At 72.5% G+C, this 19,253-nt stretch carries 27 protein-coding genes, 1 tRNA gene and 1 pseudogene; 10 read left to right on the plus strand and 19 right to left on the minus strand.

The window, feature by feature from the left end; all coding sequences use genetic code 11:
• Positions 1 to 14 precede the first annotated feature (14 nt).
• Together AB0I79_RS03280 and AB0I79_RS03285 are read right to left on the minus strand one after the other, a co-directional pair.
• The gene (locus AB0I79_RS03280) at positions 15 to 1,118 is read right to left on the minus strand and encodes a glycosyltransferase (RefSeq protein WP_357866267.1); all 1,104 of its coding nucleotides are present in this window, start codon (positions 1,116 to 1,118) and stop codon (positions 15 to 17) included.
• 106 nt (positions 1,119 to 1,224) lie between these two features.
• Entirely contained in the window at positions 1,225 to 3,057 is a 1,833-nt protein-coding gene (locus AB0I79_RS03285) for a SpoIIE family protein phosphatase (protein WP_357866269.1), read from the minus strand.
• Positions 3,058 to 3,115: 58 nt separating this feature from the next.
• Here AB0I79_RS03285 and AB0I79_RS03290 point away from each other — a divergent pair, with 58 nt between their 5' ends.
• Complete coding sequence (locus AB0I79_RS03290) at positions 3,116 to 3,835, plus strand: GAF and ANTAR domain-containing protein (RefSeq protein WP_357866271.1); 720 nt, start codon at positions 3,116 to 3,118, stop codon at positions 3,833 to 3,835.
• Between the two features lie 13 nt (positions 3,836 to 3,848).
• Here the strand turns inward: AB0I79_RS03290 and AB0I79_RS03295 are convergent, their stop codons facing one another.
• Positions 3,849 to 4,205, minus strand: a complete 357-nt coding sequence (locus AB0I79_RS03295) for an STAS domain-containing protein (RefSeq protein WP_357867066.1) — start codon at positions 4,203 to 4,205, stop codon at positions 3,849 to 3,851.
• A gap of 176 nt (positions 4,206 to 4,381) precedes the next feature.
• Here AB0I79_RS03295 and AB0I79_RS03300 point away from each other — a divergent pair, with 176 nt between their 5' ends.
• Together AB0I79_RS03300 and AB0I79_RS03305 are read left to right on the plus strand one after the other, a co-directional pair.
• Positions 4,382 to 5,152 (plus strand): SigB/SigF/SigG family RNA polymerase sigma factor, encoded by a 771-nt coding sequence (locus AB0I79_RS03300; protein ID WP_357866273.1) that lies wholly within the window; start codon positions 4,382 to 4,384, stop codon positions 5,150 to 5,152.
• A gap of 16 nt (positions 5,153 to 5,168) precedes the next feature.
• Positions 5,169 to 5,582 (plus strand): ATP-binding protein, encoded by a 414-nt coding sequence (locus tag AB0I79_RS03305; RefSeq protein ID WP_357866274.1) that lies wholly within the window; start codon positions 5,169 to 5,171, stop codon positions 5,580 to 5,582.
• A gap of 59 nt (positions 5,583 to 5,641) precedes the next feature.
• On the opposite strand, the gene AB0I79_RS03310 is transcribed toward AB0I79_RS03305, so the two are convergent.
• From AB0I79_RS03310 to AB0I79_RS03325, 4 genes are all read right to left on the minus strand, one after another.
• On the minus strand, positions 5,642 to 5,842 hold the full coding sequence (locus AB0I79_RS03310) for a hypothetical protein (protein ID WP_357866276.1): 201 nt from the start codon (positions 5,840 to 5,842) through the stop codon (positions 5,642 to 5,644).
• 6 nt (positions 5,843 to 5,848) lie between these two features.
• The gene (locus AB0I79_RS03315) at positions 5,849 to 6,652 is read right to left on the minus strand and encodes a hypothetical protein (RefSeq protein ID WP_357866278.1); all 804 of its coding nucleotides are present in this window, start codon (positions 6,650 to 6,652) and stop codon (positions 5,849 to 5,851) included.
• 5 nt (positions 6,653 to 6,657) lie between these two features.
• Positions 6,658 to 7,206: a hypothetical protein gene (locus AB0I79_RS03320; RefSeq protein WP_357866280.1), complete on the minus strand. Its 549-nt coding sequence runs from the start codon at positions 7,204 to 7,206 to the stop codon at positions 6,658 to 6,660.
• 68 nt (positions 7,207 to 7,274) lie between these two features.
• On the minus strand, positions 7,275 to 7,700 hold the full coding sequence (locus AB0I79_RS03325; RefSeq protein ID WP_357866282.1) for a helix-turn-helix domain-containing protein: 426 nt from the start codon (positions 7,698 to 7,700) through the stop codon (positions 7,275 to 7,277).
• A 95-nt stretch (positions 7,701 to 7,795) separates the two neighbouring features.
• Here AB0I79_RS03325 and AB0I79_RS03330 point away from each other — a divergent pair.
• Positions 7,796 to 7,872: transfer RNA gene (locus AB0I79_RS03330), tRNA-Pro, on the plus strand.
• A gap of 108 nt (positions 7,873 to 7,980) precedes the next feature.
• Here the strand turns inward: AB0I79_RS03330 and AB0I79_RS03335 are convergent.
• From AB0I79_RS03335 to AB0I79_RS03350, 4 genes are all read right to left on the minus strand, one after another.
• Positions 7,981 to 9,123 carry an NAD(P)/FAD-dependent oxidoreductase gene (locus tag AB0I79_RS03335; RefSeq protein ID WP_357866283.1) on the minus strand — a complete coding sequence of 381 codons (1,143 nt, stop codon included), beginning with the start codon at positions 9,121 to 9,123 and terminating at the stop codon, positions 7,981 to 7,983.
• Positions 9,124 to 9,126: 3 nt separating this feature from the next.
• Entirely contained in the window at positions 9,127 to 9,318 is a 192-nt protein-coding gene (locus AB0I79_RS03340; RefSeq protein WP_357866285.1) for a ferredoxin, read from the minus strand.
• 24 nt (positions 9,319 to 9,342) lie between these two features.
• Positions 9,343 to 10,227, minus strand: coding sequence for a pyridoxamine 5'-phosphate oxidase family protein (locus AB0I79_RS03345; protein WP_357866286.1), 885 nt, complete (start codon positions 10,225 to 10,227; stop codon positions 9,343 to 9,345).
• A 61-nt stretch (positions 10,228 to 10,288) separates the two neighbouring features.
• On the minus strand, positions 10,289 to 10,741 hold the full coding sequence (locus AB0I79_RS03350; protein ID WP_357866288.1) for a VOC family protein: 453 nt from the start codon (positions 10,739 to 10,741) through the stop codon (positions 10,289 to 10,291).
• A gap of 136 nt (positions 10,742 to 10,877) precedes the next feature.
• On the opposite strand from AB0I79_RS03350, the gene AB0I79_RS03355 reads away from it, so the two are divergent.
• Positions 10,878 to 11,489: an ABATE domain-containing protein gene (locus AB0I79_RS03355; protein ID WP_357866290.1), complete on the plus strand. Its 612-nt coding sequence runs from the start codon at positions 10,878 to 10,880 to the stop codon at positions 11,487 to 11,489.
• A gap of 59 nt (positions 11,490 to 11,548) precedes the next feature.
• Here AB0I79_RS03355 and AB0I79_RS03360 read toward each other — a convergent pair whose 3' ends face one another.
• Genes AB0I79_RS03360 through AB0I79_RS03370 form a run of 3 tightly spaced genes read right to left on the minus strand, consistent with a single transcriptional unit; the run spans position 11,549 to position 13,416 of the window.
• Positions 11,549 to 12,979 (minus strand): aldehyde dehydrogenase, encoded by a 1,431-nt coding sequence (locus AB0I79_RS03360; RefSeq protein ID WP_357866291.1) that lies wholly within the window; start codon positions 12,977 to 12,979, stop codon positions 11,549 to 11,551.
• Position 12,980: 1 nt separating this feature from the next.
• Positions 12,981 to 13,181: a tautomerase family protein gene (locus AB0I79_RS03365; protein WP_357866292.1), complete on the minus strand. Its 201-nt coding sequence runs from the start codon at positions 13,179 to 13,181 to the stop codon at positions 12,981 to 12,983.
• 1 nt (position 13,182) lies between these two features.
• Positions 13,183 to 13,416 (minus strand): hypothetical protein, encoded by a 234-nt coding sequence (locus AB0I79_RS03370; RefSeq protein ID WP_357866294.1) that lies wholly within the window; start codon positions 13,414 to 13,416, stop codon positions 13,183 to 13,185.
• 47 nt (positions 13,417 to 13,463) lie between these two features.
• On the opposite strand from AB0I79_RS03370, the gene AB0I79_RS03375 reads away from it, so the two are divergent.
• Positions 13,464 to 13,658, plus strand: coding sequence for a hypothetical protein (locus AB0I79_RS03375; RefSeq protein WP_357866295.1), 195 nt, complete (start codon positions 13,464 to 13,466; stop codon positions 13,656 to 13,658).
• Positions 13,659 to 13,774: 116 nt separating this feature from the next.
• On the opposite strand, the gene AB0I79_RS03380 is transcribed toward AB0I79_RS03375, so the two are convergent.
• A complete protein-coding gene (locus AB0I79_RS03380) occupies positions 13,775 to 14,665 on the minus strand; it encodes a VOC family protein (RefSeq protein WP_357866297.1) in 891 nt (296 codons plus the stop codon).
• Entirely contained in the window at positions 14,662 to 15,306 is a 645-nt protein-coding gene (locus AB0I79_RS03385) for a class II aldolase/adducin family protein (protein WP_357866298.1), read from the minus strand. The genes AB0I79_RS03380 and AB0I79_RS03385 overlap by 4 nt, the downstream gene beginning before the upstream one ends.
• Positions 15,307 to 15,395: 89 nt before the next feature.
• Here AB0I79_RS03385 and AB0I79_RS03390 point away from each other — a divergent pair, with 89 nt between their 5' ends.
• Both AB0I79_RS03390 and AB0I79_RS03395 read left to right on the plus strand, forming a co-directional pair.
• On the plus strand, positions 15,396 to 15,974 hold the full coding sequence (locus AB0I79_RS03390; protein ID WP_357866299.1) for a helix-turn-helix transcriptional regulator: 579 nt from the start codon (positions 15,396 to 15,398) through the stop codon (positions 15,972 to 15,974).
• 19 nt (positions 15,975 to 15,993) lie between these two features.
• Positions 15,994 to 16,077 (plus strand): annotated as a pseudogene (locus AB0I79_RS03395) (hypothetical protein); the annotation flags it as partial.
• Between the two features lie 57 nt (positions 16,078 to 16,134).
• On the opposite strand, the gene AB0I79_RS03400 reads toward AB0I79_RS03395, so the two are convergent.
• From AB0I79_RS03400 to AB0I79_RS03410, 3 genes are all read right to left on the minus strand, one after another.
• Complete coding sequence (locus AB0I79_RS03400) at positions 16,135 to 16,785, minus strand: TetR family transcriptional regulator (protein WP_357866301.1); 651 nt, start codon at positions 16,783 to 16,785, stop codon at positions 16,135 to 16,137.
• 10 nt (positions 16,786 to 16,795) lie between these two features.
• The gene (locus AB0I79_RS03405; RefSeq protein WP_357866303.1) at positions 16,796 to 17,122 is read right to left on the minus strand and encodes a hypothetical protein; all 327 of its coding nucleotides are present in this window, start codon (positions 17,120 to 17,122) and stop codon (positions 16,796 to 16,798) included.
• 275 nt (positions 17,123 to 17,397) lie between these two features.
• The gene (locus AB0I79_RS03410) at positions 17,398 to 17,760 is read right to left on the minus strand and encodes a nuclear transport factor 2 family protein (RefSeq protein WP_357866304.1); all 363 of its coding nucleotides are present in this window, start codon (positions 17,758 to 17,760) and stop codon (positions 17,398 to 17,400) included.
• 162 nt (positions 17,761 to 17,922) lie between these two features.
• Here AB0I79_RS03410 and AB0I79_RS03415 point away from each other — a divergent pair, with 162 nt between their 5' ends.
• Together AB0I79_RS03415 and AB0I79_RS03420 are read left to right on the plus strand one after the other, a co-directional pair.
• A complete protein-coding gene (locus AB0I79_RS03415; protein WP_357866306.1) occupies positions 17,923 to 18,114 on the plus strand; it encodes a hypothetical protein in 192 nt (63 codons plus the stop codon).
• 96 nt (positions 18,115 to 18,210) lie between these two features.
• Positions 18,211 to 19,209 carry a zinc-dependent alcohol dehydrogenase family protein gene (locus AB0I79_RS03420; protein ID WP_357866308.1) on the plus strand — a complete coding sequence of 333 codons (999 nt, stop codon included), beginning with the start codon at positions 18,211 to 18,213 and terminating at the stop codon, positions 19,207 to 19,209.
• The last annotated feature ends 44 nt before the right edge of the window (positions 19,210 to 19,253 follow it).

A 19,253-nucleotide genomic window follows, 5' to 3' on the forward strand; every position in this document is an offset into this window, starting at 1 on the left:
GAGTCTCGAAGGGGTCAGGCGCAGGCCGCCTCGTAGACGCGTACGAGCTCCTGGCTCACCCGCTCCCAGGAGTAACGCGAGCGCGCCCGGTCGGCGCCCGCGTAGCCCAGCGCGGTGCGCAGGGTCGGGTCGTAGAGCAGCTCGCGGGCCAGCCGCGAGGTGCGGGCGGGCCGGTCCGGCGGCACCAGCAGGCCGGTGACGCCGTCGATGATGGAGTCGAGGTGCGCGCCCACGGCCGAGGCGATCACCGGCACGCCGCAGGCCATCGCCTCCAGCGCCACGATGCCCGTCACGGCCTCGCGCGGCACCGACACCACGGCGTCCGCGCTGCGCATCAGCTTCGGTACGGCGGCCCGCTTCACCTGGCCGAGCAGCGTCACCCGGTCGGACACGCCGAGCTGCTCCGCCAGCGCGCGCAGGCGGCGCGCGTCCCGGTCCTGGTCGAGGTCCTCCGGCTCGGGCCCGCCGGCGATGACCAGCTCGACGTCCCCGAGGCCCGGCAGCGCCCGCACGATGGTGTGCGCGCCGCGGTCGATCGAGAGCGGCCCCACGTGCAGGAGGCGCTTGCGGCTGCCGCGCGTGGCGACCGCGCCCCGGCGCTGGAAGCGCTCGGTGTCCACGCCGTACGGCACCACGGCGATGTTGCCGCGCGGCACGCCCAGCCTGATCAGCGCCGACTCCTCGTCGCCCGAGCCCGCGATGACCGCGTCGGCCCGGCGGCCGAGCGCCCGCTCCAGCTCCATGTGCGTGGTGTCGACCGTGTGGAACGTCTGCGTGACCGGGACGCCCAGCCCCTTGGCGCCCGCCACGGCGGCCAGCCCGCCGGTCCACGAGTGCGCGTGGATCACGTCGGGGCGCTCGTGGCTCCACCGCTGCATCAACTGGTTGCCGACCTCGTTGAGGTAGGGCACCACGTCGTCACCCGTGAGCTCCTTGGCCGGCCCCACGTCGATGTGCTCCAGCGTGACACCCGGGGCCACCCTCGTCTTGGGCTTGCCATCGGCGTTGTCACGGCGGGAGTAGATGGTGACGTGATGCTCGCGCCCCAGCTCGCGTGCTACGGACATGATCCGGTGACGCTGGTTACCGTTTGCGGAAGCGACGATCGCGATATTCATGGCACACCTCAGCGTGGAAAGCCTTGAAGGTGTGCCTGCGTCTTAGGCACGTCGTTCTACGTCTCCGACCATACCCAGATTTCCGTCGATCGCAAACCCCCGCAGATCAGACACCTCGGAGCGCGAAGACCACGATCTCGTCCCAGACCTGGCCGCCGGAGAACGCGTGCCGGTCCGCCTCCACCGCCTTGACCACGGTGGACGGCGCCTGGCCCGCGCACCGGCTGAGCACGTCGGCCAGCCGCTCCTCCCCGTACGGCTCGCCGTGGTCGTTCCTGGAGGAGATCAGCCCCTCCGAGTAGAGCAACAGCGTCTCCCCCGGGGAGATCGTCAGGGTCTGCACGTCGGTCTCCGCCTCGGGCGAGATGCCCAGCGGCACGCCGCCGCCCGCCGCGAAGCGCACGCCGCCGTCCGGCTGCAGCGTCACGGCCGGATGGTGCCCGGCAGACGACAGCCGGATTTGCCGCCCCTTCACGAACCCGGCCACGGCCATCACGAACATGCCCGTGCCCTGCGTCACCAGGGCCTGGTTGACCTTGCGCATCACCAGGTCGGGATCGGTCTCCCAGACGCTGAGCACGCGCAGCCCGCCGCGCACCATGGCGCTGACCGAGGCCGCCTCCTCGCCCTTGCCCGCGGCCCCGCCCAGCGCGAAGCCCCAGCCACCCGAGACGGGGAACACGTCGTAGAACTCGGCACCCACCGACGAGCCGGGGTGGTAGACGGCCGCCGCCTCGTAGCCGGGCACGTCGGGCAGGTTGCGCGGGGCGACGCTGGCCGACAGGGCGTCCGCGGCCCGCGAGCGGCTCTGGAAGCTGCTCTGGGCGCGTACGGCCAGCCCGATCTGCAACCCGACCTCCTGCATGACGGCCAGGTCCGCCAGCGCGAACGGCGGCCTGTCGTGCGCCCGCACCAGCGTCAGCACCCCGTCGGCGCGGCCGATCGGCACGCACAGCACCGAGCCGGCGCCCATCGCGGTCAGCAGCGGCCCGTCGGCGCAGAAGCCGAGCAGCGTGTCGTCGTCCACCATCTCCAGCACCATGCCGGAGCCGCGCTCCAGCACCTGCAGCACGAGCTGGCCGGCCGACGGGTCGGCGGACTCGATCTGCCGGACGAGCTCGCCCAGCGGGTGGTTCTTCGGCGCCATGACGACCGAGCGGCGCGGCGCGCCGTCGCGGACCATGTCGGCGATCACCCAGTCGGCCCATTCGGCCGCCAGCAGCCGCGAGGCCCGCTGCAGCGCGACAGGGCGCAGCAGCGCCTCCTCATCGAGCAGCAGCCTGCCCATGCGCGTCAGCAGGTCCTGCCGCCTGGCCGCGGCCAGCAGCAGCGCGCCGTCGCTCTGCTCGGGCCGGAGCGCGCCCGGCTCGGGGAGCTGCACCTCGGTCGGCAGCGCCACCGCCGCCACCATCTGCTGCGGCTCGCCCGGCATCGTCAGCCTGGTCAGCGCGAGCTGCACGGTGTGCGTGCGCCCCTGGTGCGCCAGCCGCGTCTCGAACGCCGCCGGCTGCCCGGTCTGCAGCACCGACGTCAGGTGCGAGCGGAACGCCGCCCGCCGCGACACGTCCACCAGCAGCGGGAACGAGCGCCCCACCAGGTAGCCGTCGGGGCTGCCCAGCACGCGGGAGGTCTCGGGGTTGATCCGCCGCACCACGCCGCCACCGTCGAGCACGATGACGGGCACCGGGAAGGCCCGCAGGACCTGGCGCAGCAGCTTCAGCTCCCGCTGGCCGCCGTCCTTGCGGCCGCCGGCCCGTTTGGGAGCCTTGCGCAGCTCCTCGCGGGCCTCGGCCAGCAGTTCGGCGGCAGTGTCGAGCTCGGCCAGCGCGGCATCCAGGGTGGGCGCCAGGTCGGCGGGGTAGGCGGTCCTCGCCTCACGCAACGAGGAGACGCGCCCGGCCAGCGCGTCAAGCGCGTGTTCGAGGTCCGGCATGGTCATGGTCTGACGCTACGCCACTCGGGATAATGCTAGCCATAAGGGGTAGAAGCTTGTTGCTATGGAATCGACCGCGATGATCACCCCTGTGCTCGCCCGAGACCTCGCCGCCCTGGGCCGGCTGGGGGAGGACACCTCGACGGAAAGCGTGCTGCGCGGCCTGACCACAGCCCTGGCCAACGGCGTCCCCAACTGCTCAGGCGCCTCCGCCGAGCACTGGCGCGACCACCGGGTCATCGTCTCCGGCTCTCACAGCGAGCTCATCATGCTCGTCGAGGGCGAGCGCGAGCTGGGGGAGGGCCCCTCCATCGAGGCCAGGCAGAGCGGCGGCCGTGCCACGGTCCCGGACGTGCTCAAGGAGACCCGCTGGCCCCGCTACGACGCGCTGGCCACCCGCTGGGGCGTGCGCTCGGTGCTCGTCGTCCCCATCGAGGCACCGCCCGCCCTGCTCGTCGTGGGCCTGTACTCCGTACGGCCCGGCGCCTTCTCCCCCCAGGGAGCGGCCTCGCTGGCCGACATGCTGAGCGAGCAGGTCGGGGTGGCCATAGCCAACATGTCGGACTTCGAGGAGGTGCGCACCGATCATGCGCAGCTCCAGGAGGCCCTGGCCGGCCGCTCCGTGATCGACCAGGCCAAGGGCATCATCATGCAGACCAGCGGATGCACCGCCGAGGCCGCCTTCGAGGAGCTGCGCAGGATCTCCCAGCACCACCAGGTCAAGGTGGCCGACCTGGCCAGGCTGCTGGTCGACGAGCACCAGCGCAAATCGGCGCGGCGCTGAGGCGGCCGGCCGTTCACTTGATGGCGGCCAGCGCGTCCTCCAGCGTGTCGTAGAGCGGCAGGCGCTGAGCCAGGCCAGTGATCCACATCACCTTGGACTTGGAGTACTCGACCCCGATCAGCGCGAACTTGGCGCCCGCCGCCAGACTCGTCTGCCAGTGGTGCACGATCAGCCCGAGGGCGCGCGAATCCATGAACGTCACCCCGGCCAGGTCCAGGATCAGGTCCGAGCCCGCCATCGTCAGGTAGTCGGCGAACTGGGCCCGTGTCGTGGCGTCGAGCACGCCATCGACCCTGACCACGGTGATCTCGTCCACGGTCGACGACGTCAGGCTGAGGGCCGCCACTGGCTCCTCGCCGTTCTCCGGCATTGTCACGGGGCAACCCTACTGTCACCACGCGATCGAGGAATACTTCCCGCCGCATGGGGGATACTGGAGCCGAAGTCCAGCAGAGGGCTTCGGTCTCGAGAGTAGAGCGAGGCGTGCCTCTGCATGGGCTTTTTCTTTGTGCGGCAGGCCGCCTGCGACCCATATGAGGAGCAGCGATGGCTGTGCAGGAATACATCCTCGAGGAGATGACCGCGGAAGAACTTCTGGCCGAGATGGTCAGGGAAGAGACGCCCGACAGCCACAGGGAGCGTCTGCGCGAGCGCATCGTCGAGATGCACCGGCCGCTCGCCATGGAGATCGCCCGGCGCTACCGCTACCGCGGCGAACCTTTGGAAGATCTCCTCCAGGCCGCGTATGTTGGCCTGATGAAGGCCGTCAACGGCTTCGACCCCACCCTCGGGCACGCGTTTCGGGGGTATGCGGTCGTGACGATGACCGGCGAGGTCAAGCGCCACTTCCGCGACCGCACCTGGGCCATCCGGGTGCCCCGGCTCTACCAGGAGCGCCGCTCCGAGCTCAACCGGCTCGTGGCCGACCTCAGCCAGGACCTCGGCCGGTCCCCGACCGTGGCCGAGCTGGCCACCAAGATGAACATCAGCGAGGAGGACGTCCTGCTCACGCTCGACGCCTCCGCCGCCTACAGCACTCTGTCGCTCGACGCGCCGCTCGGCACCGACGACGACGCCGCCTCGCTCGGCGACGTCATCCCCGAGGACGACGACACGCTGAGCAACATGGTCGACAGGGAAGCCGTCAAACCGCTCATCGACGCGCTGCCCTCCCGCGAGAAGCACATCCTGCTGCTGCGCTTCTTCGGCAACATGACGCAGGCCGAGATCGCGGCCGAGTTCGGAATCTCCCAGATGCATGTTTCGCGTATTCTCCGCAAAGTTCTCGACCAGCTTCGCACCGAGCTGGTCGGCTGACGAAGGCGGTCGCCGGGTGAACGAGGACGTCGAGCCTCAGTCGGGCTACACGAGCCCGCCACCCGGCGCGCCCGTGAAGTCGCTGCTGTTCCGGCTGCCGGACCTGCCAGAGGTCCGGCAGTTCGCCGAGGAAGAAGCCCGTGCCGTCGGCATGCCGGAAGAGGTCATCGGCGACTTCGTCATCGCCGTCAACGAGGTGGCGACCAACGCCGTCACCCACGGGGCCGCGGACGCCCGCATGCGTACCTGGGTGATCAGCGGGGATTTGATCGTCGAGGTGCACGACGAGGGCACCTGGAAGCCGGGGCCCATGCCGGGCGCCGTGGGCGGCATGGGGCTGTGGGTCGCGCGGCTGCTCTCCTCGGATCTGACCCTGCGCGTCGGCAGCGGCGGCAGCACGGTGATCATGAGGTTCCCCGGCAAGGGCTGACCCTCCGAGCAGCAGATCGCCGGGCGGCACGGCCGCCCGGCGATCCTTGTCCGGTTCATCTATCGGCGGGCTCGGCCGCCGCGCCAGTTGCTGTAACCCGTGCGGATGCTGGCCGTGCCGACGCCTGCCTGGTGCAGGGCCAGCAGGGTCAGCCCCAGCAGGACGAACGTCATGCCGGAGAACCCGCCGGGAATCGTCGCGCCTACCAGGTCGAGCAGGAAGCCCAGCCCGAAGATGATCGCTGCGATGACCGCGAGCATGTCATGTCACCTCATTCCCTGACTCTGGAACGGATCAGGCTGCGAGGTCTGCGCCGGCTGCGCTGACTGTGCCGGCTGTGCCGGTGACTTGCTGGACAGCGCCAGCAGGCGTTCCAGGACCGTCCTGTAGTCGCGCAGGGCCAGGCGCAGCTGCTCGGTGTCGGCGCTGCTCCCGGTCTCCTTCCAGCGGTCGCGCAGGGCGTTCGTCCGGTTGGTCAGGGTGCTGGTGAGGGAGTCCACCACCTCGCCGACCAGACCGTCGGCCCGCTGCACGGCCTGGCCGGGGTCGTCCACGAAGGAGGACTGCAGGTCGCGCCAGCGGGCCTGCACCTCGGCGGGGTCCTGGTCGAACAGCACGATGTCGTCGGGGGCGGCGTGGGAGCCCTGGGTGGCGTGGGCCGGGTCGGGCTCGGCCAGCATGTCGCCGTCGGTCCTGGCGTACGGGTCCCGGTAGGGGGCCTCGTCGTCGGGGACGGCGGCGCCGGGAACAGGGGCTGCCGGAACGGCGCCGGGAACAGGGGCTCCCGGAACGGCGGTGGCGGGAGTGGCGGCGCCAGGGACTGCCGCCGCGTGCTCGTCGTCGAGGCGCGGGCCGCGGCCCGTGCCGTCGTCCTCCTCGTCGTTGTGCCGGGGAAGGTTCTCGGTCCTGGCCTCGCTGCGGGCGAGCTCGTCGCCGTCGACGGGGTCGTTCCTCAGCGCGTCCCTGTCCCTGTCCGTGTCCCTGTCGTGGTCGTTGTCGCGGTCGTTGTCGTTGTCCGGCACGTCGTTGCGCTGCTGCTGCGACGGGACCTTCAGCTCGTCGCTGCTCATATCGTTCACCGTCCTCGGGTGGTTTCATGCAGCAGCTCCTCGAACAGCGCGCGGTAGTGCACCATGGCCTGCCGGAGGTCCTCCGTGGAGGCCTCCTTCCTGGCCGCGCGCCCGCTGATCTCGTGAGCCGTCCTGTAGTGGTCGAGTGTCGCGGCGTGCCCCACCGACAGATCGGACACCCGCTGCTCGAAGTCCTCCGTGGGGTAACCCCGCTCCGCCATGACCGCGGTGACCAGCTGGTCGGCCTCGGTCACCGCGAACCCGGGCGCGTCCACGAAGCGTTCCTGCACCTCGGTCCACCGGTTGGCGTAGGTGTCGCGCGACTCCTGCGTCAGAGGGCGGATGTCGAGCTCCGCATGCCGCTGCTCGCGGTCGAGCAGCTCCTGCTCCGCCTCGCGGCGGTTGTCGTGCTCGGCGACTATGCGTTCGTACTCGGGGCCGAAGCGTTCGCGGAGATGGGTGCGGCGCTTCTGCTGCTGCAGCACGAAATAGCCGACTGCGGCGAGCGCCACCACCGCGACCACGACGACGGCCACCCAAGCCCAGGTGGTCATGATGTTCGCCTCCGGTCTCTGTGTCGAGACCAGCGACTGCCCTCGAACGGCAGGTCGAAACGCCTTTCTCAGCGGGCGTCGAGCGCCTTCCTGGCCGCGGCCAGCACGGATGCGACGTGCGAGCCCTGAGGGGCGGCGGGCACCTCGGTGAAGCCCTCGGCGGCGTCGTAGCGCACGTCGAGCCCTGCCTCGACGAGCCGCTGCGCCCACCGCAGCGCCGTGTTCAGCCGCTCGGCCGCCGGCGGCTTGCCCTGGGCCGCGGCCGACAGGTTCCGCAGGTTCGTGGCCGGCCCCGACTGGGCGTGCGCGCGGGCCAGCTTCCACGGGAGCGCGGCGCTGTGGTCCAGCATCGGCTTGGCCAGCCCGGCGGCCCGCTTGGCCTGCAGCACCCCTGACTCGCTGACGCCGAAGTGAGCGGCCAGATCCTGCACGCTCATCCCCTCCGCCACCCGCCGTGCCAGCTCCTGGCGATCAATGGTCGGCTTGCGCCCCACCTGGCAGCCTCCGCTCCCGCTCTCCGTGTACGCGTGCACGTCCGATGTGCGCTAAGGTTATGACGTCTCGCCCCCGAGGGGGCGGCCGACACAGCCGGGACGTAGCGCAGCTTGGTAGCGCACTTGACTGGGGGTCAAGGGGTCGCAGGTTCAAATCCTGTCGTCCCGACCAGGTTTTCGCTGGTCGATCAGGGTGTCACTCCTCAGGGTGGCACCCTTTCGCACGTCCGTCCGCAGCCCGCTGGAGCAGCATCCGCGGCGGCTCCGGCGGTGCGACGGGTCATGCGTGCTCGTCGGCCAGCAGGTGGCGATAGGTGGCCAGGTGGCGTACGAAGCCGGCCGTCACCGCGCCGACGACGCGTCCGTCGCGGTGGTACTCGGCGAGGAACCGGCCATCCGGTTCGAGGTGGATCAGCCGCGGCCGGCAGCCGGTGCCGGTCACGCCGACAGAGCGCAGCCGGTGGCCGTACAGGTCGCACCAGAACGACGGCACCGGGCCGGCCGGGGCGGCGGCGCCGAGCAGCGACCGGGCCGCGTGCGTGCCCTGCCCGGCGGCGTCACTGTAATGCTCCACCCGCACGAGCTGCCCGCCGAGCAGGACGGACGGCCGGCGGGCGACGTCTCCGGCCGCCGCCACCCCCGGCGCGGCCAGCCCGTGGCGGTCGACGACGACACCGTCGTCCAGGCGCAGCCCGGTGCCGCGCAGCCAGCCGGTCTCCGGTTCGGCGCCGAGAGCCACGACGAGCAGGTCCGCCGGGAGCACCGTGCCGTCGTCGAGGTGCACGCGCTCCACCCGGCCGGCGCCGGCGGCGCTGACCACGCGGCGGCCGAGCCGCAGGTCGACGCCGTGGGCCCGGTGCAGGTCCGCGATGACGGCGCCGAGGCGCTCACCCAGCGGCCGGCGCAGCGGCGCCCGGCCGGGCTCCACCAGGGTGACCCGCAGGTCCAGGCCGCGCAGGGTGGCGGCGAGCTCCGAGCCGATGAACCCGGCGCCGGCGATCACCACGCGGGGACGGGCGCCGAGCACGGCACGCAGCGCCCGGGCGTCGTCGAGGCCGCGCAGCGTGACCACGCCGGGCAGGCCGCCGGTGCCCGGCAGCGTTCTGGCCCGCGCTCCGGTGGCGATGACCAGACCGTCGAACGTGACGGGCTCCAGGGCGCCGCGGTGCAGCCGGCGGCCGGCCAGGTCCAGGCCGGTGGCCGCGTGGCCCAGCAACCAGGTCACGCCGAGTTCACCGGTGCCGGGCAGCCCGACGTCGGCATCGTGATCGAGCAGGAACTCCTTGGACAGGGGCGGCCTGCGGTAGGGCAGGTGGCGCTCGGCGCCGACCAGGCTGATCTCGCCCTCGTATCCGAGGCGGCGCAGTTCCTGCGCGGCGGTCAGCCCGGCCAGGCCGGCGCCGGCGATGGCGATGCGGCGCATCGCTCAACCCCCGTCCAGGGAGATGGCCCCCACCGGGCAGGCCCGCACGGCCTGCTCGATCGCGGGCCGCAGCGCGTCATCGGGCGTGGCGTCGTACACCAGCTCGTCATCGTCGTTGAGGGCGAACACCGCCGGAGCGGCGAACACGCACTGGGCATGGGTCTCGCACAGGGTCATGTCGACACGGACGCGCATGGCTTCCTTTCGTCCAGGGAGGGGTCAGGCGGGGTTGAACCGCGAGTACTTGCCGAAGGACCAGCGCTGGGGGAGGCCGCCGGTGACCTGGACGACTCGTTCGACGTCGAAGTCGATCAGGCGCTGCGCGCCTGGCACGGCGGCGGCTCGGGCCGGATCCCAGTCGACGCGGGCCCGGCCGGTCAGGTGCAGCGTGTGCCCGTTCTCCCAGTCCAGGAAGAGCAGCCCACAGCGCGGTTCGAGCTCAAGGTTGCCCAGCGTCATGTACATCGAGTTGCCGAGGTAGTCGGGCCACGTCAGGCGGCGAGCGCCGGACACCGTGACGAATCCGGGGTTGCCGCCCCGGTGCGACGCGTCGGCCCCCAGCCCCGCCACCCGGGTGGCGATGAAGAACGTGTCGGCCCCGGCGATCCACCGCCGCTGCTCGGCGGTCAGCTCGCCGGTGACGCGTGCCGTCCTGCCCTGCGGGGGCGCGGCGCCGGCGTGGGTGCGGGTCTGGATGTACTTCGGGCAGTTGGAGTACACCTGTTCGGTGTGGACCACGAGCCGGCCACCGTCGCGGCGGGCACGGCCGTTGACCCGCATGCGCCTGCGGCTGGACGGCTCGATCGCGAGGATGCCGATGTCCCGCCCGGCGTCGAACGCGCCGGCGAGCGGATCGCCGGCTCCGGGCAGCCCGTCGGCGACGACGGTACGGTCATCGGGCGCGGTGATGAACCCGGGCGGGCCGGTGAGCGCGCCGGCCCATGGGGAGCCGGCGTCGTCGGCGGCCGCGATCACCACCAGGCGCTGCAGGCTGAGGAACTCCGCGGCCACCGGGGGGACGGCCGCGCCCACGCCGGCCGATCCCCAGCCGTCGGCCGTCACTCCGGCGCGGCGCTGCACCGCTCGTTCGCCTTGGTGAAGCATGGATGATCCCTTCCGTTGCCGGCCCGGGCCGCGGCGTGCGGCCCGGGCGCCGGCGGCTCTGTTAGAAGAAGCCGCACGTCGGAGCGCCCTGGACGGGCGCCGGTGCGAGGTCGGCGCCGGTGGGCGCGTAGATCTCCAGGCGGATGCCGTCCGGGTCGGTGAAGAAGACGCCGCCGGAGGCCGCGCCCTCCCCGTGCGGCACGATCCCGTCGTAGGCGAACTCCACCCCGAGGTCCTTCAGGACGGCCTCGGCGCGGCGGACCGCCTCGATGTCGGGCACCTGGAACGACAGGTGGTGCAAGCCGGGGCGATCGGTGACGAACGTGCCGCCGCTCTGCTGCCACAACGCCACCAGCAGGGTGCCGTCGCGGCCGAGGAGGGCGAACCTGCGGTCGCCGTCGGTCCGCTCGGCCATCACCTCGAAGCCGAAGACCGTGCCGTAGAAGGAGGTGGAACGTGCCAGGTCGGTCACGTTCAGGGCGACGTGCCCGGTCTGGAAGGCCGGTGTGCTCATGCGAAGTACTCCAAGCTGGATGGGAAAGGACGGGGTTGCAGCTCCGTTTCTAACGGATTGCTGACCCGCTTGCCATTAGAATGCTGGCAGCCGTTTCTAGCGGTGTCAACTCGGAGGTAGCGTTAGAAAAGTGGAAGTGGCACATCTTGCGGGTGGCGGCGCCCCGCTCCTGGGCGAACCGCCGCCGATCGAACTCGGCAACACCTCGTACGCGGCCAGAGGCCGTCCCAAGGAGGGGCTGCAGAACGCAGGGCACCTGGCGGCGTGGCTGCGTGACATGCGCCCGCGCCTGGCGGTCACGCTCGCGGACGCCGACCTCGACGGCGTGACCGACAGCGACCTGCAGGCCGCCAGGGAGCTCAGGGACGTCATCCGATCGCTCGCCGCCGCCATCGTGGACGGCCGCGAACCCGATCCGGCCGCGGTCGCGACCCTGAACCGCCATGCGAGCCAGGCCCCGCGGTGGCGCGAGCTGCGCACGACCCCCGAGCCGCACATGGCGGTGCGCACCGCGGGCCGGCCTGTCACGGCGGCGCTGGGGTGGCTGGCCGAGGACGCCGTCGCCCTGTTCGCCGGGCCGCTCCGCCACGAGCTGCGCGCCTGCCACGGCCCCGGCTGCGTGTTGTACTTCGTCCGCGAGAGCCCGCGGCGCGAGTGGTGCTCACCCGGCTGCGGCAACCGCGCGCGGGCCGCCCGCCACTACGCCAAGGTGCGGCAGGGGCCCCGGGCCGGGGGAGCGGAGAGCTGAACGGCGCCTCGCTCACGAGGTGAGACCGGAGGCGCCGTGCTGGTGAGGGGTTTCGACGGTCAGCTGATCTGCATGACGACGGCCTTGGGCTCGGTGAAGAACTCGCGGCTGAAGGTGCCGCCCTCGCGGCCGACGCGCGAGTCGCCGACGCCGCCGAATGGAGCGCGCAGGTCGCGGATGAAGAAGCAGTTCACCCAGACCGTGCCGGCGCGCAGGCGGGCCGAGACGCGGTGGGCGCGCGACAGGTTCTCGGTGAACAGCATGGCGTTGAGGCCGTAGCGGGTGCCGTTCATGAGCGCCACGACCTCGTCCTCGGTGTCGAACGGGGTGACCGTGACCACCGGGCCGAAGATCTCCTCGCGCTGGTGGCGGCCGGTGGCGGGCATGCCGGTGACGATGGTGGGCCGGACGAACCAGCCGTCGCCGAGCCCGCCCGAGTGCACGGTGCCGCCCTCGCCGGCGATGGTCTCGACGTAGCCGCGGACCTTGCGGTAGTGGGTCTCGGAGGCCAGCGGGCCGATCTCGGTGCTCTCCTGCTTGGGGTCGCCCAGGCGCATGGCCTCGGCGCCGGCCGTGAAGCGGGCCAGGAACTCCTCGAAGACCGGCCGCTGCACGTACAGGCGGGAGCTCGCCAGGCAGACCTGGCCGGCGTTGGTGAAGATCGCGCGAAGGGACCAGCTCACCGCGTTGTCCAGGTCGGCGTCGGCGAAGACGGCGTTGGCGCCCTTGCCGCCGAGCTCCAGGCTGACCGGCACCAGGTTCCGGGCGGCGGCGGCCGAGATGACCCGCCCCGTCGCGGACTCTCCGGTGAAGGTGATGCGGTCGATGCCGGGGTGCTCAGTGAGCGCCTGACCGGCGGAGTCCGGGCCGTAGCCGTGCACGACGTTCAGCACGCCGGGCGGCAGGCCCGCCTCCAGCGCGAGCCGGGCGAGGATGGTGGCGGAGGCGGGGGTGTCCTCGGCGGGCTTGAGCACGACCGTGTTGCCCCAGGCCAGCGCGGGCGCGATCTTCCAGGTCTCCAGCATGAGCGGGAAGTTCCACGGCGCGATGGCGGCGGCCACGCCCACGGGGTCGTAGCGGGTGTAGGCGTGGTGGCCGGAGTCCATGGGCAGGGCCTCGGCGGGGGTCAGCCGGGCGTGGTCGGCGAAGAAGCGGAAGTTGTCGGCGGAGCGGGGCACGTCCTTGCCGCGGCTCTGGGCGATCGGCTTGCCCATGTCGCGGGTGTCGGCCAGGGCCAGCTTGTCCGTGTCGGCGGCGATGAGGTCGGCCAGGCGGTGCAGCAGCCGGCCGCGTTCGGCGCGGCTCATCCGCGGCCAGGGGCCTTCGTCGAAGGCCCGGCGGGCCGCCGTCACGGCCCGGTCCACCTCGCCGGCGCCGCCGAGCGCCACCTCCGCCCAGGGCTCGCGGGTGTAGGGGTCGACGTCGGCGAACGTCTCGCCGCTCGCGGACTTCACCTCCGCGCCGTCGATCACGTGTCCGAAGAATTCCATGTCAGCCTCCTCGGGAGTCTCGTTCGGCGAGCGTCTCGTCGCCTGCCGCCCAGTGGGTGCGCGGCACCTCGCGTACGATCACCCGGATGCTCTGCGCGGGGGCGCCGAGCGAGCGCTCCACGGCGGCGTGCACCTCGTGGATGAGCGCCCGGATCGCGGCAGGATCGCGCCCTTCTGACAGCGTCACCTCGACCAGCGGCATGTCACACCCCCGCCACGGTCAGCCCGCCGAGGCCGGCGAAGCGTACGGTCACCGACGAGCCGCGCCGCAGCGGCACCGCGTCCGTCATCCCGCCCGTCAGCACGATCCACCCGGCCTCCGGGGCCAGGTCGCGCCCGGCGAGCGAGTTCGCCGCCAGGGCCGGGGCCTGTCCGGGATGGCCCTGGACGGCGGCGCCGGTCGCGGTGTCCACGACCTGGCCGTCCGCCTCGAGCACGCGGCCCGGCAGGGACAGGTCCAGCCCGCCGGGCGCCGGCCCGGCCGATGCCGAAGCGGGCGGACGAGGCGTTGTCCGCGACCACGTCGGGCAGCGCCATGGCGTCGGTCGGCCAGGCGGTCAGCGGCGCGCCGATGCCCATCCGGCGCTGCTCGGCCCGCGAGGTGAGGCCCGGCTTCACCCCGATGACCGTCTCGCCGGCGGCCTTCCTGCGCTCCAGCAGCACGTCCTGCGCGCGGTAGGCGGTGGCCAGGTCCAGGCGGGGCCACTCGGCGGCGTTGGGGTCGCGGTCCGCGCGGTCGCGCTCCGCCTCCAGCAGCACCTCGGCGGTGCGCTCGATGGTCCAGTCGGTCATGGGTCAGCTCTGCCCGAGCGGCCGGCGGATCTGGGGCTGGGTGTGCACGCGGCGGGTCGGGCCCTGCCACATGTCGATGGAGCCCGGCTCGGCCGGGTCGAAGTAGCGGGGCCGCCAGGCGTCCTCGTCGGTGATGAGCCGCACGCCCCAGGAGTACTCGTACGTGATGCCCTCCGGGCCCTTGAAGTAGACGAAGACGGCCGTGGACTGCGGGTGGCGGCCGGGGCCCATCTCGATCTCGACACCACTGGCCTCCAGGAAGTGCCAGTTGCGCATGACGTCGTCGAGCGAGCCGACCTGGAAGTTGATGTGGCACAGGCCCGGCCGGCTGCCCTGGAAGACGGCCAGCTTGTGGTGGACCGGGTCGATGCGCATGAGGCAGGCCCAGTCGCCGATCCAGTCGGAGACGCGGGCGTTGAAGTGGCCGTTCCAGAAGCGGTACGCCTCGCGCACGTCGGGGGCGTCCAGGCACAGGTGGCCGAACTCGGTGATGCCGGCCGCGCGGCCGCCGTGCACGGGCGCGGTCAGCGTGACCTGGTCGATCGCCAGGTCGATGCGGTTGCCGAAGGGATCGTCGAAGGCGACGAAGTCGCGGACGCGGCGGGAGCGTGCGGCGCCGGCCTCGCCCCGGGCGACGGCGATGCCGGCCTTCTCCAGCTCGGTCTCGGCGGCGGCCAGCGCGTCCTCGTCGCGGACCAGGAACCCGGAGCTGATCACGCCGGACTCGCCCTCGACCAGGGCCAGGCAGTGGTGGCGCTGGTCGGCGCGCAGGTAGGCGACGCCGTCCTCCTGGGCGGTCAGCTCCATGCCGACGACGTCCACGGCGAAGCGCACGGCGGTGTCCAGGTCGGCGGCGCCGGAGCGGACGTAGGCGATGTCGGTCAACTCGATCATGACGACTCCCGGAGATGGGACCAGATGCGGCCGGACAGTTCGGATCGCACGGCCCGCCACGCGTCCTGCTCGGCGGGCGTGAGGGGGACGGGGGTGCCCGAGGCGGCGGCGGTGGCGTTCATGCGGGCGCTGGCCTCCAGCACCCACATCAGGGCGACGGCCTCGCCGACGCTCGCGCCGACGGTCACCGCGCCGTTGCCCCGCATGACGAGGGCGGGGGCGTCGCCCAGGCGCTCGGCCAGCGCCCTGCCGCGGGCGCGGTCGCGTACCAGCACGGCGTCGTCGAGGACGGGCACCTCCGGGCCGAGGAACGCGCCCTGCCCGTGCAGCGGCAGGATCGGCACCCCGGCCGAGGCCAGCGCGGTGGCGGTGGGCGGCTGTGCCCGGCAGATCGCGCCCACGCCGGGCCGCGCCCCGGCGATCTCGACGTGGATCCACGCCTCGCGTGGCGCGCCGTCGGGCAGGCCGGCGGCGTCCAGCGGGATCTCCGCGTACGGGGCGTCGGGGCCGAGCGTGCCCAGCGGCACCGGCGGCGTCATGAGCAGCCGATCGCCCGGTAGCCGCGCCGACACGTGCCCGAACGCGGTGACCAGCCCGGCCGCCGCGAGCACCCGGCCCGCGTCCGCCAGCTCTGCCTTCACACCACGACCTCCCTGTCGATCAGGCAGGACCATACATGTATCTCGATACATGTTCTAGGGGTTCTGTGGCCCTCCCTATGCTGAGGGGCATGTCGCTTCAGCACGCGCTGCTCGGCGTCCTGGAGGCGCGCCCGATGAACGGGTACGAGCTGACCCGCTTCTTCGAGGCCGCCCCGCGCTGGGTGTGGTCCGCGCCGCACAGCCAGATCTATCCGACGCTGCGGCAGATGGAGCAGGCCGGCCTGATCGAGGGGCAGCAGGAGATCCGCGGCACGAAGCTGAGGCGGATGGTCTACTCGATCACCGAGCGGGGGCTGGAGGAGCTGCGCGCCTGGGTGGGCACCGGCCACGCCGCGCCGCCGGTGCGGGACGCGTTCTTCCTGCAGGCGCTCTTCTTCGACATGGTCGATCCGGAGCAGGCCGCGGCCGTGCTGCGGACGTACATCGCCGAGCAGGAGAAGCTGATCGCCGAATGGCGCGCCCACAGCGAGGCGCTGCTGGCCAAGGAGACCGATCTGCTCAAGGAACGGCTGAAGAACCGGCCGCCGGCCGAGCACGACCGGATCGCCAGGCTGAAGGCGCACGTCTTCGCCGGCCAGATCGCCGTCGCGCAGGCCCGCGCCGACTGGGCCCGCGAGAGCCTGCGCCTCCTGGCCGAGGACACCTGACCGGCGCAGAGCCCGCCGAGAGCTCTCCTACGCCGAGCTCGTCGCCTCCATCGCCTCCCGCTCGGCGGGGCCCGGCAGGCGGGCCGGCATCGACGAGTTCACCCGGGACCTCGCCGCCGAACGCGAACGGGCCGCCTGGCCGCGAGGGCTCCGGCGTTCCTCAGCCGAGGTCCGGATGGGGGACGTAGCGGTCGGGGTGGATCAGGGCGAGGGTGGCGTCGTCGGCCATGAGGGTGTTCAGGTCGCGGATCCGCCAGCCGGCCGCGACCCAGCCGGCCAGCTCGTCCGGCTCGGCGGCGACCAGCGCGTCCGCGCGGACGGCGTAGCGGGTGATGGCCAGGCCGACGAGCTGGCCGGCGGCCAGCGCGGCGCGCAGCTCGGGCTGGTCCACCCCGAGCCGCCGCGTGACCTTGCCGAGCATGTCGTCGGCCAGGAAGCTCCTGATCAGGGCCGCGGCGGGCTCGCTGGTGGCCGCCGAGCGCATCAGCCCCAGCAGCGGGCCCGGCCGCTCCACCTCGCCCAGCAGCCGCAGCACGTACGTGACCAGCCGCTCACCCAGCCTGCCCCGCGGGCCGTCCAGCAGCATGGCCACGGCGTGCTCGGGCCGGAACACGTCCGTCACGACCGCGCCGAACAGCTGCTCCTTGCCGCCGAAGAACCGCCGCACCAGGGCCGGGTCCACCCCCGCCGCGGCGGCCACCTGGCGCACGCTGGTGGCCTCGTAGCCGCCGACGCTGAACGCCTCGGCCGCCGCCGCCAGGATCTCCTCCCGGGTCGTCGAGGCGCCCGGCCGCCGTCCTGTCCTGTTCATGGAGGCGAGGCTAGGCCCGGAAGCGCACCGGCCGGGCGACGGCCTCGCTCGCCCGGCTCACCACGACCTCGCCCCGGTGCGCGGCGGTCTGCTCGACGCCGAACCGCTCGCCGAGGTTCCGCTGGAGCTCGGCCACCGTGGCCTCCGAGCGCACGGCCGCCTCCTCGTCGTCGTAGATCGTGATGGTGATCGCCGTACCGTCGCCGGTGTCGACGGCGCTGTAGAGGACGGCGCCGACCTCCTGGGGGACGCGGTCGGCGAACTCGTTGTCCACGGCCGAGACCATGGCCTCGACCGAGCCCGGAGCCGTGCTGTAGTGGCGGACGACTGCGTACATGGCATCTCCTGGTCACCAGGTGGCGGGTTCGTCGAGGCCGACTCTAAAGTCCTTATGTGGGGACTTTCAAGTCCTCGTGTGAGGACTTCAGTGCGGGAGGGCAGCGTGGCGTTCCAGGAAGGCGGGTTGCGCCGGGGCAGGATGACGATGCCGGTGCCGAGTCGCTCGCCGATCGCGGCGACGCAGGCCGGGTGGACGGGCGGGTCGGGGATCGGGTCGGCTCCGTGGGCGAGGCGGCTGCAGCCGATGGTCAGGGGCTGCAGGCTCCTCGCGGGCTATGCCGCGTAGACCGGGGCGAGGTCGACGAAGATGCGGTAGTCGGAGATCAGGCCGTCGGAGCCGGTGCGCCAGATCGACACGGCCGGGACGCTGACGTCCTTGCCGTCGAGCCGCCGGTAGGTGACCTCGGTCTCGGCGATGCTGTCGTCACCGGTCTGCCAGGTCCTGACGATGCGGTGCCGCAGCCCGCCGATCGTGGAGAAGAACGTCCGCAGCCCGGCGGTGATGGCCTCGCGCCCGACCGCCGGCTCGGCGTTGGCGAACACGAGCGTGGCGTCCTCGGACAACAACTTCACGAACTCGTCGACGTCGAACGAGTCCACCACCTGGAAGACGTGTCGTATCGCAGCGACGGACATGCCGGTCACCTCTCACGTGATCAGGATCGTTGGTGGGGACGATACGGGACCAGGCGCGGGGCGCAACTAGCAGAAAAGGGAGGATTCGGGGTGGACGGGCGGGGGTGTGGGCTCGATGCTGGTGAGCAGCACCGCCCTGATCGCCGCTCGAGTGGAGGACCCATGCAGTTCCGTACCCGGACCCGTCGTGCCGCCGCCGCGACCGCCGCGCTGGTCGCCGTGCTGGCGCTGGGCGCCTCCCCGGCGCGGGCGGACGGCGCGTCGGACCCCTGCACCGACGCGAACGTGGTCCGCACGCCGCAGAGCGCCATGGTGCTGGCCGACGGCGAGTCGGGGGCCAAGCGCCCGGTCTGAAGGCATGTCGTAGTACGACAGACATCAAAGTTTGACAGCCATCGAACTTTCGTGCTGCAGTGGACCCCGCGTTCCCTGTGACGGAAGGACTGAGTGATGGCCAGGACTGTGGTGTTCCGCGAGCTCGGCGGGCCCGAGGTGATGCGGATCGAGGACGTCGAGGTGCGCGATCCGGGGCCCGGCGAGGTGCGGATCCGGGTGGAGGCGATCGGGCTGAACCGGTCGGAGACGCTGTTCCGCTCCGGACGGTACATCGAGCCGGTGAAGCGGTTCCCCGCCACGCTGGGCACGGAGGCGGCCGGCGTCGTGGAGGCGGTCGGCGCGGGGGTGACCGGGGTGCGGCCGGGGCAGCCGGTCAGCACGGTGCAGACGTTCTCGATGAACGACTACGGCGTGTACGGCGAGCGGATGATCGTGCCCGCCGCGGCGGTGCTGCGCCGCCCGGAGGGGATCGGCGCGGTCGAGGGCGCCGCCGTGTGGATGTCGTACGTGACGGCCTACGGCGCGTTGATGGAGACCGGCGGCACGCGGCCCGGCGACACGGTCGTGCTGAACGCGGCCTCCAGCAGCGTGGGGCTGGCCGCCATCCACGTCGCCGACCGCCTCGGCGCCACGCCGATCGCCCTGACCCGCACCGCCGCCAAGAAGGAGGCGCTGCTGAAGGAGGGCGCGGCCGAGGTGATCGTCACCGAGCAGGAGGAGGACGTGGCGGAGCGGGTGCTGGCGGCCACCGGCGGCCGGGGCGCCGAGCTCGTCCTCGACGCGGTCGCGGGCCCCGGCGTGCGGGACCTGACCCGGGCGGTCGCGGACGGCGGCATGCTGCTGGTGTACGGGGCGCTGAGCGGGCAGCCGACGCCCTACCCGGGGATCGAGCTCGGCATGCCGGCGGTGGCCATGCGGACGTACACGATGCTGGAGACGACGACCAGGCCCGAGCGGCTGCGCCGCGCGGCGGCGTTCGTGGCGTCCGGGCTGCGCTCCGGGGCCTTCAGGCCCGTCGTGGACCGCACCTTCGAGCTGGACGAGATCGCCGGGGCGCACCGCTACCTGGAGTCGAACGCGCAGGTCGGCAAGATCGTGGTCACCGTCCCCTGATGCTCGCCGGCCAGCGAGAGCGTTAACTTTCGTTTACCGGAACG

The organism is Nonomuraea sp. NPDC050202 (assembly GCF_040656115.1).
Taxonomy (GTDB): Bacteria; Actinomycetota; Actinomycetes; order Streptosporangiales; family Streptosporangiaceae; genus Nonomuraea.

What these genes read in the sequence shown, in the direction of transcription:
- AB0I79_RS03400 (WP_357866301.1), bottom strand. Translation starts at nt 16,785, where the DNA reads ATGAACAGGACAGGACGGCGGCCGGGCGCCTCGACGACCCGGGAGGAG.
- AB0I79_RS03290 (WP_357866271.1), top strand. Translation starts at nt 3,116, where the DNA reads ATGGAATCGACCGCGATGATCACCCCTGTGCTCGCCCGAGACCTCGCC.
- AB0I79_RS03380 (WP_357866297.1), bottom strand. Translation starts at nt 14,665, where the DNA reads ATGATCGAGTTGACCGACATCGCCTACGTCCGCTCCGGCGCCGCCGAC.
- AB0I79_RS03335 (WP_357866283.1), bottom strand. Translation starts at nt 9,123, where the DNA reads ATGCGCCGCATCGCCATCGCCGGCGCCGGCCTGGCCGGGCTGACCGCC.
- AB0I79_RS03375 (WP_357866295.1), top strand. Translation starts at nt 13,464, where the DNA reads ATGCCGAAGCGGGCGGACGAGGCGTTGTCCGCGACCACGTCGGGCAGC.
- AB0I79_RS03300 (WP_357866273.1), top strand. Translation starts at nt 4,382, where the DNA reads ATGGCTGTGCAGGAATACATCCTCGAGGAGATGACCGCGGAAGAACTT.
- AB0I79_RS03410 (WP_357866304.1), bottom strand. Translation starts at nt 17,760, where the DNA reads ATGTCCGTCGCTGCGATACGACACGTCTTCCAGGTGGTGGACTCGTTC.
- AB0I79_RS03365 (WP_357866292.1), bottom strand. Translation starts at nt 13,181, where the DNA reads ATGCCGCTGGTCGAGGTGACGCTGTCAGAAGGGCGCGATCCTGCCGCG.
- AB0I79_RS03295 (WP_357867066.1), bottom strand. Translation starts at nt 4,205, where the DNA reads ATGCCGGAGAACGGCGAGGAGCCAGTGGCGGCCCTCAGCCTGACGTCG.
- AB0I79_RS03405 (WP_357866303.1), bottom strand. Translation starts at nt 17,122, where the DNA reads ATGTACGCAGTCGTCCGCCACTACAGCACGGCTCCGGGCTCGGTCGAG.
- AB0I79_RS03350 (WP_357866288.1), bottom strand. Translation starts at nt 10,741, where the DNA reads ATGAGCACACCGGCCTTCCAGACCGGGCACGTCGCCCTGAACGTGACC.
- AB0I79_RS03390 (WP_357866299.1), top strand. Translation starts at nt 15,396, where the DNA reads ATGTCGCTTCAGCACGCGCTGCTCGGCGTCCTGGAGGCGCGCCCGATG.
- AB0I79_RS03320 (WP_357866280.1), bottom strand. Translation starts at nt 7,206, where the DNA reads ATGACCACCTGGGCTTGGGTGGCCGTCGTCGTGGTCGCGGTGGTGGCG.
- AB0I79_RS03315 (WP_357866278.1), bottom strand. Translation starts at nt 6,652, where the DNA reads ATGAGCAGCGACGAGCTGAAGGTCCCGTCGCAGCAGCAGCGCAACGAC.
- AB0I79_RS03285 (WP_357866269.1), bottom strand. Translation starts at nt 3,057, where the DNA reads ATGACCATGCCGGACCTCGAACACGCGCTTGACGCGCTGGCCGGGCGC.
- AB0I79_RS03340 (WP_357866285.1), bottom strand. Translation starts at nt 9,318, where the DNA reads ATGCGCGTCCGTGTCGACATGACCCTGTGCGAGACCCATGCCCAGTGC.
- AB0I79_RS03360 (WP_357866291.1), bottom strand. Translation starts at nt 12,979, where the DNA reads ATGGAATTCTTCGGACACGTGATCGACGGCGCGGAGGTGAAGTCCGCG.
- AB0I79_RS03415 (WP_357866306.1), top strand. Translation starts at nt 17,923, where the DNA reads ATGCAGTTCCGTACCCGGACCCGTCGTGCCGCCGCCGCGACCGCCGCG.
- AB0I79_RS03310 (WP_357866276.1), bottom strand. Translation starts at nt 5,842, where the DNA reads ATGCTCGCGGTCATCGCAGCGATCATCTTCGGGCTGGGCTTCCTGCTC.
- AB0I79_RS03280 (WP_357866267.1), bottom strand. Translation starts at nt 1,118, where the DNA reads ATGAATATCGCGATCGTCGCTTCCGCAAACGGTAACCAGCGTCACCGG.
- AB0I79_RS03345 (WP_357866286.1), bottom strand. Translation starts at nt 10,227, where the DNA reads ATGCTTCACCAAGGCGAACGAGCGGTGCAGCGCCGCGCCGGAGTGACG.
- AB0I79_RS03420 (WP_357866308.1), top strand. Translation starts at nt 18,211, where the DNA reads ATGGCCAGGACTGTGGTGTTCCGCGAGCTCGGCGGGCCCGAGGTGATG.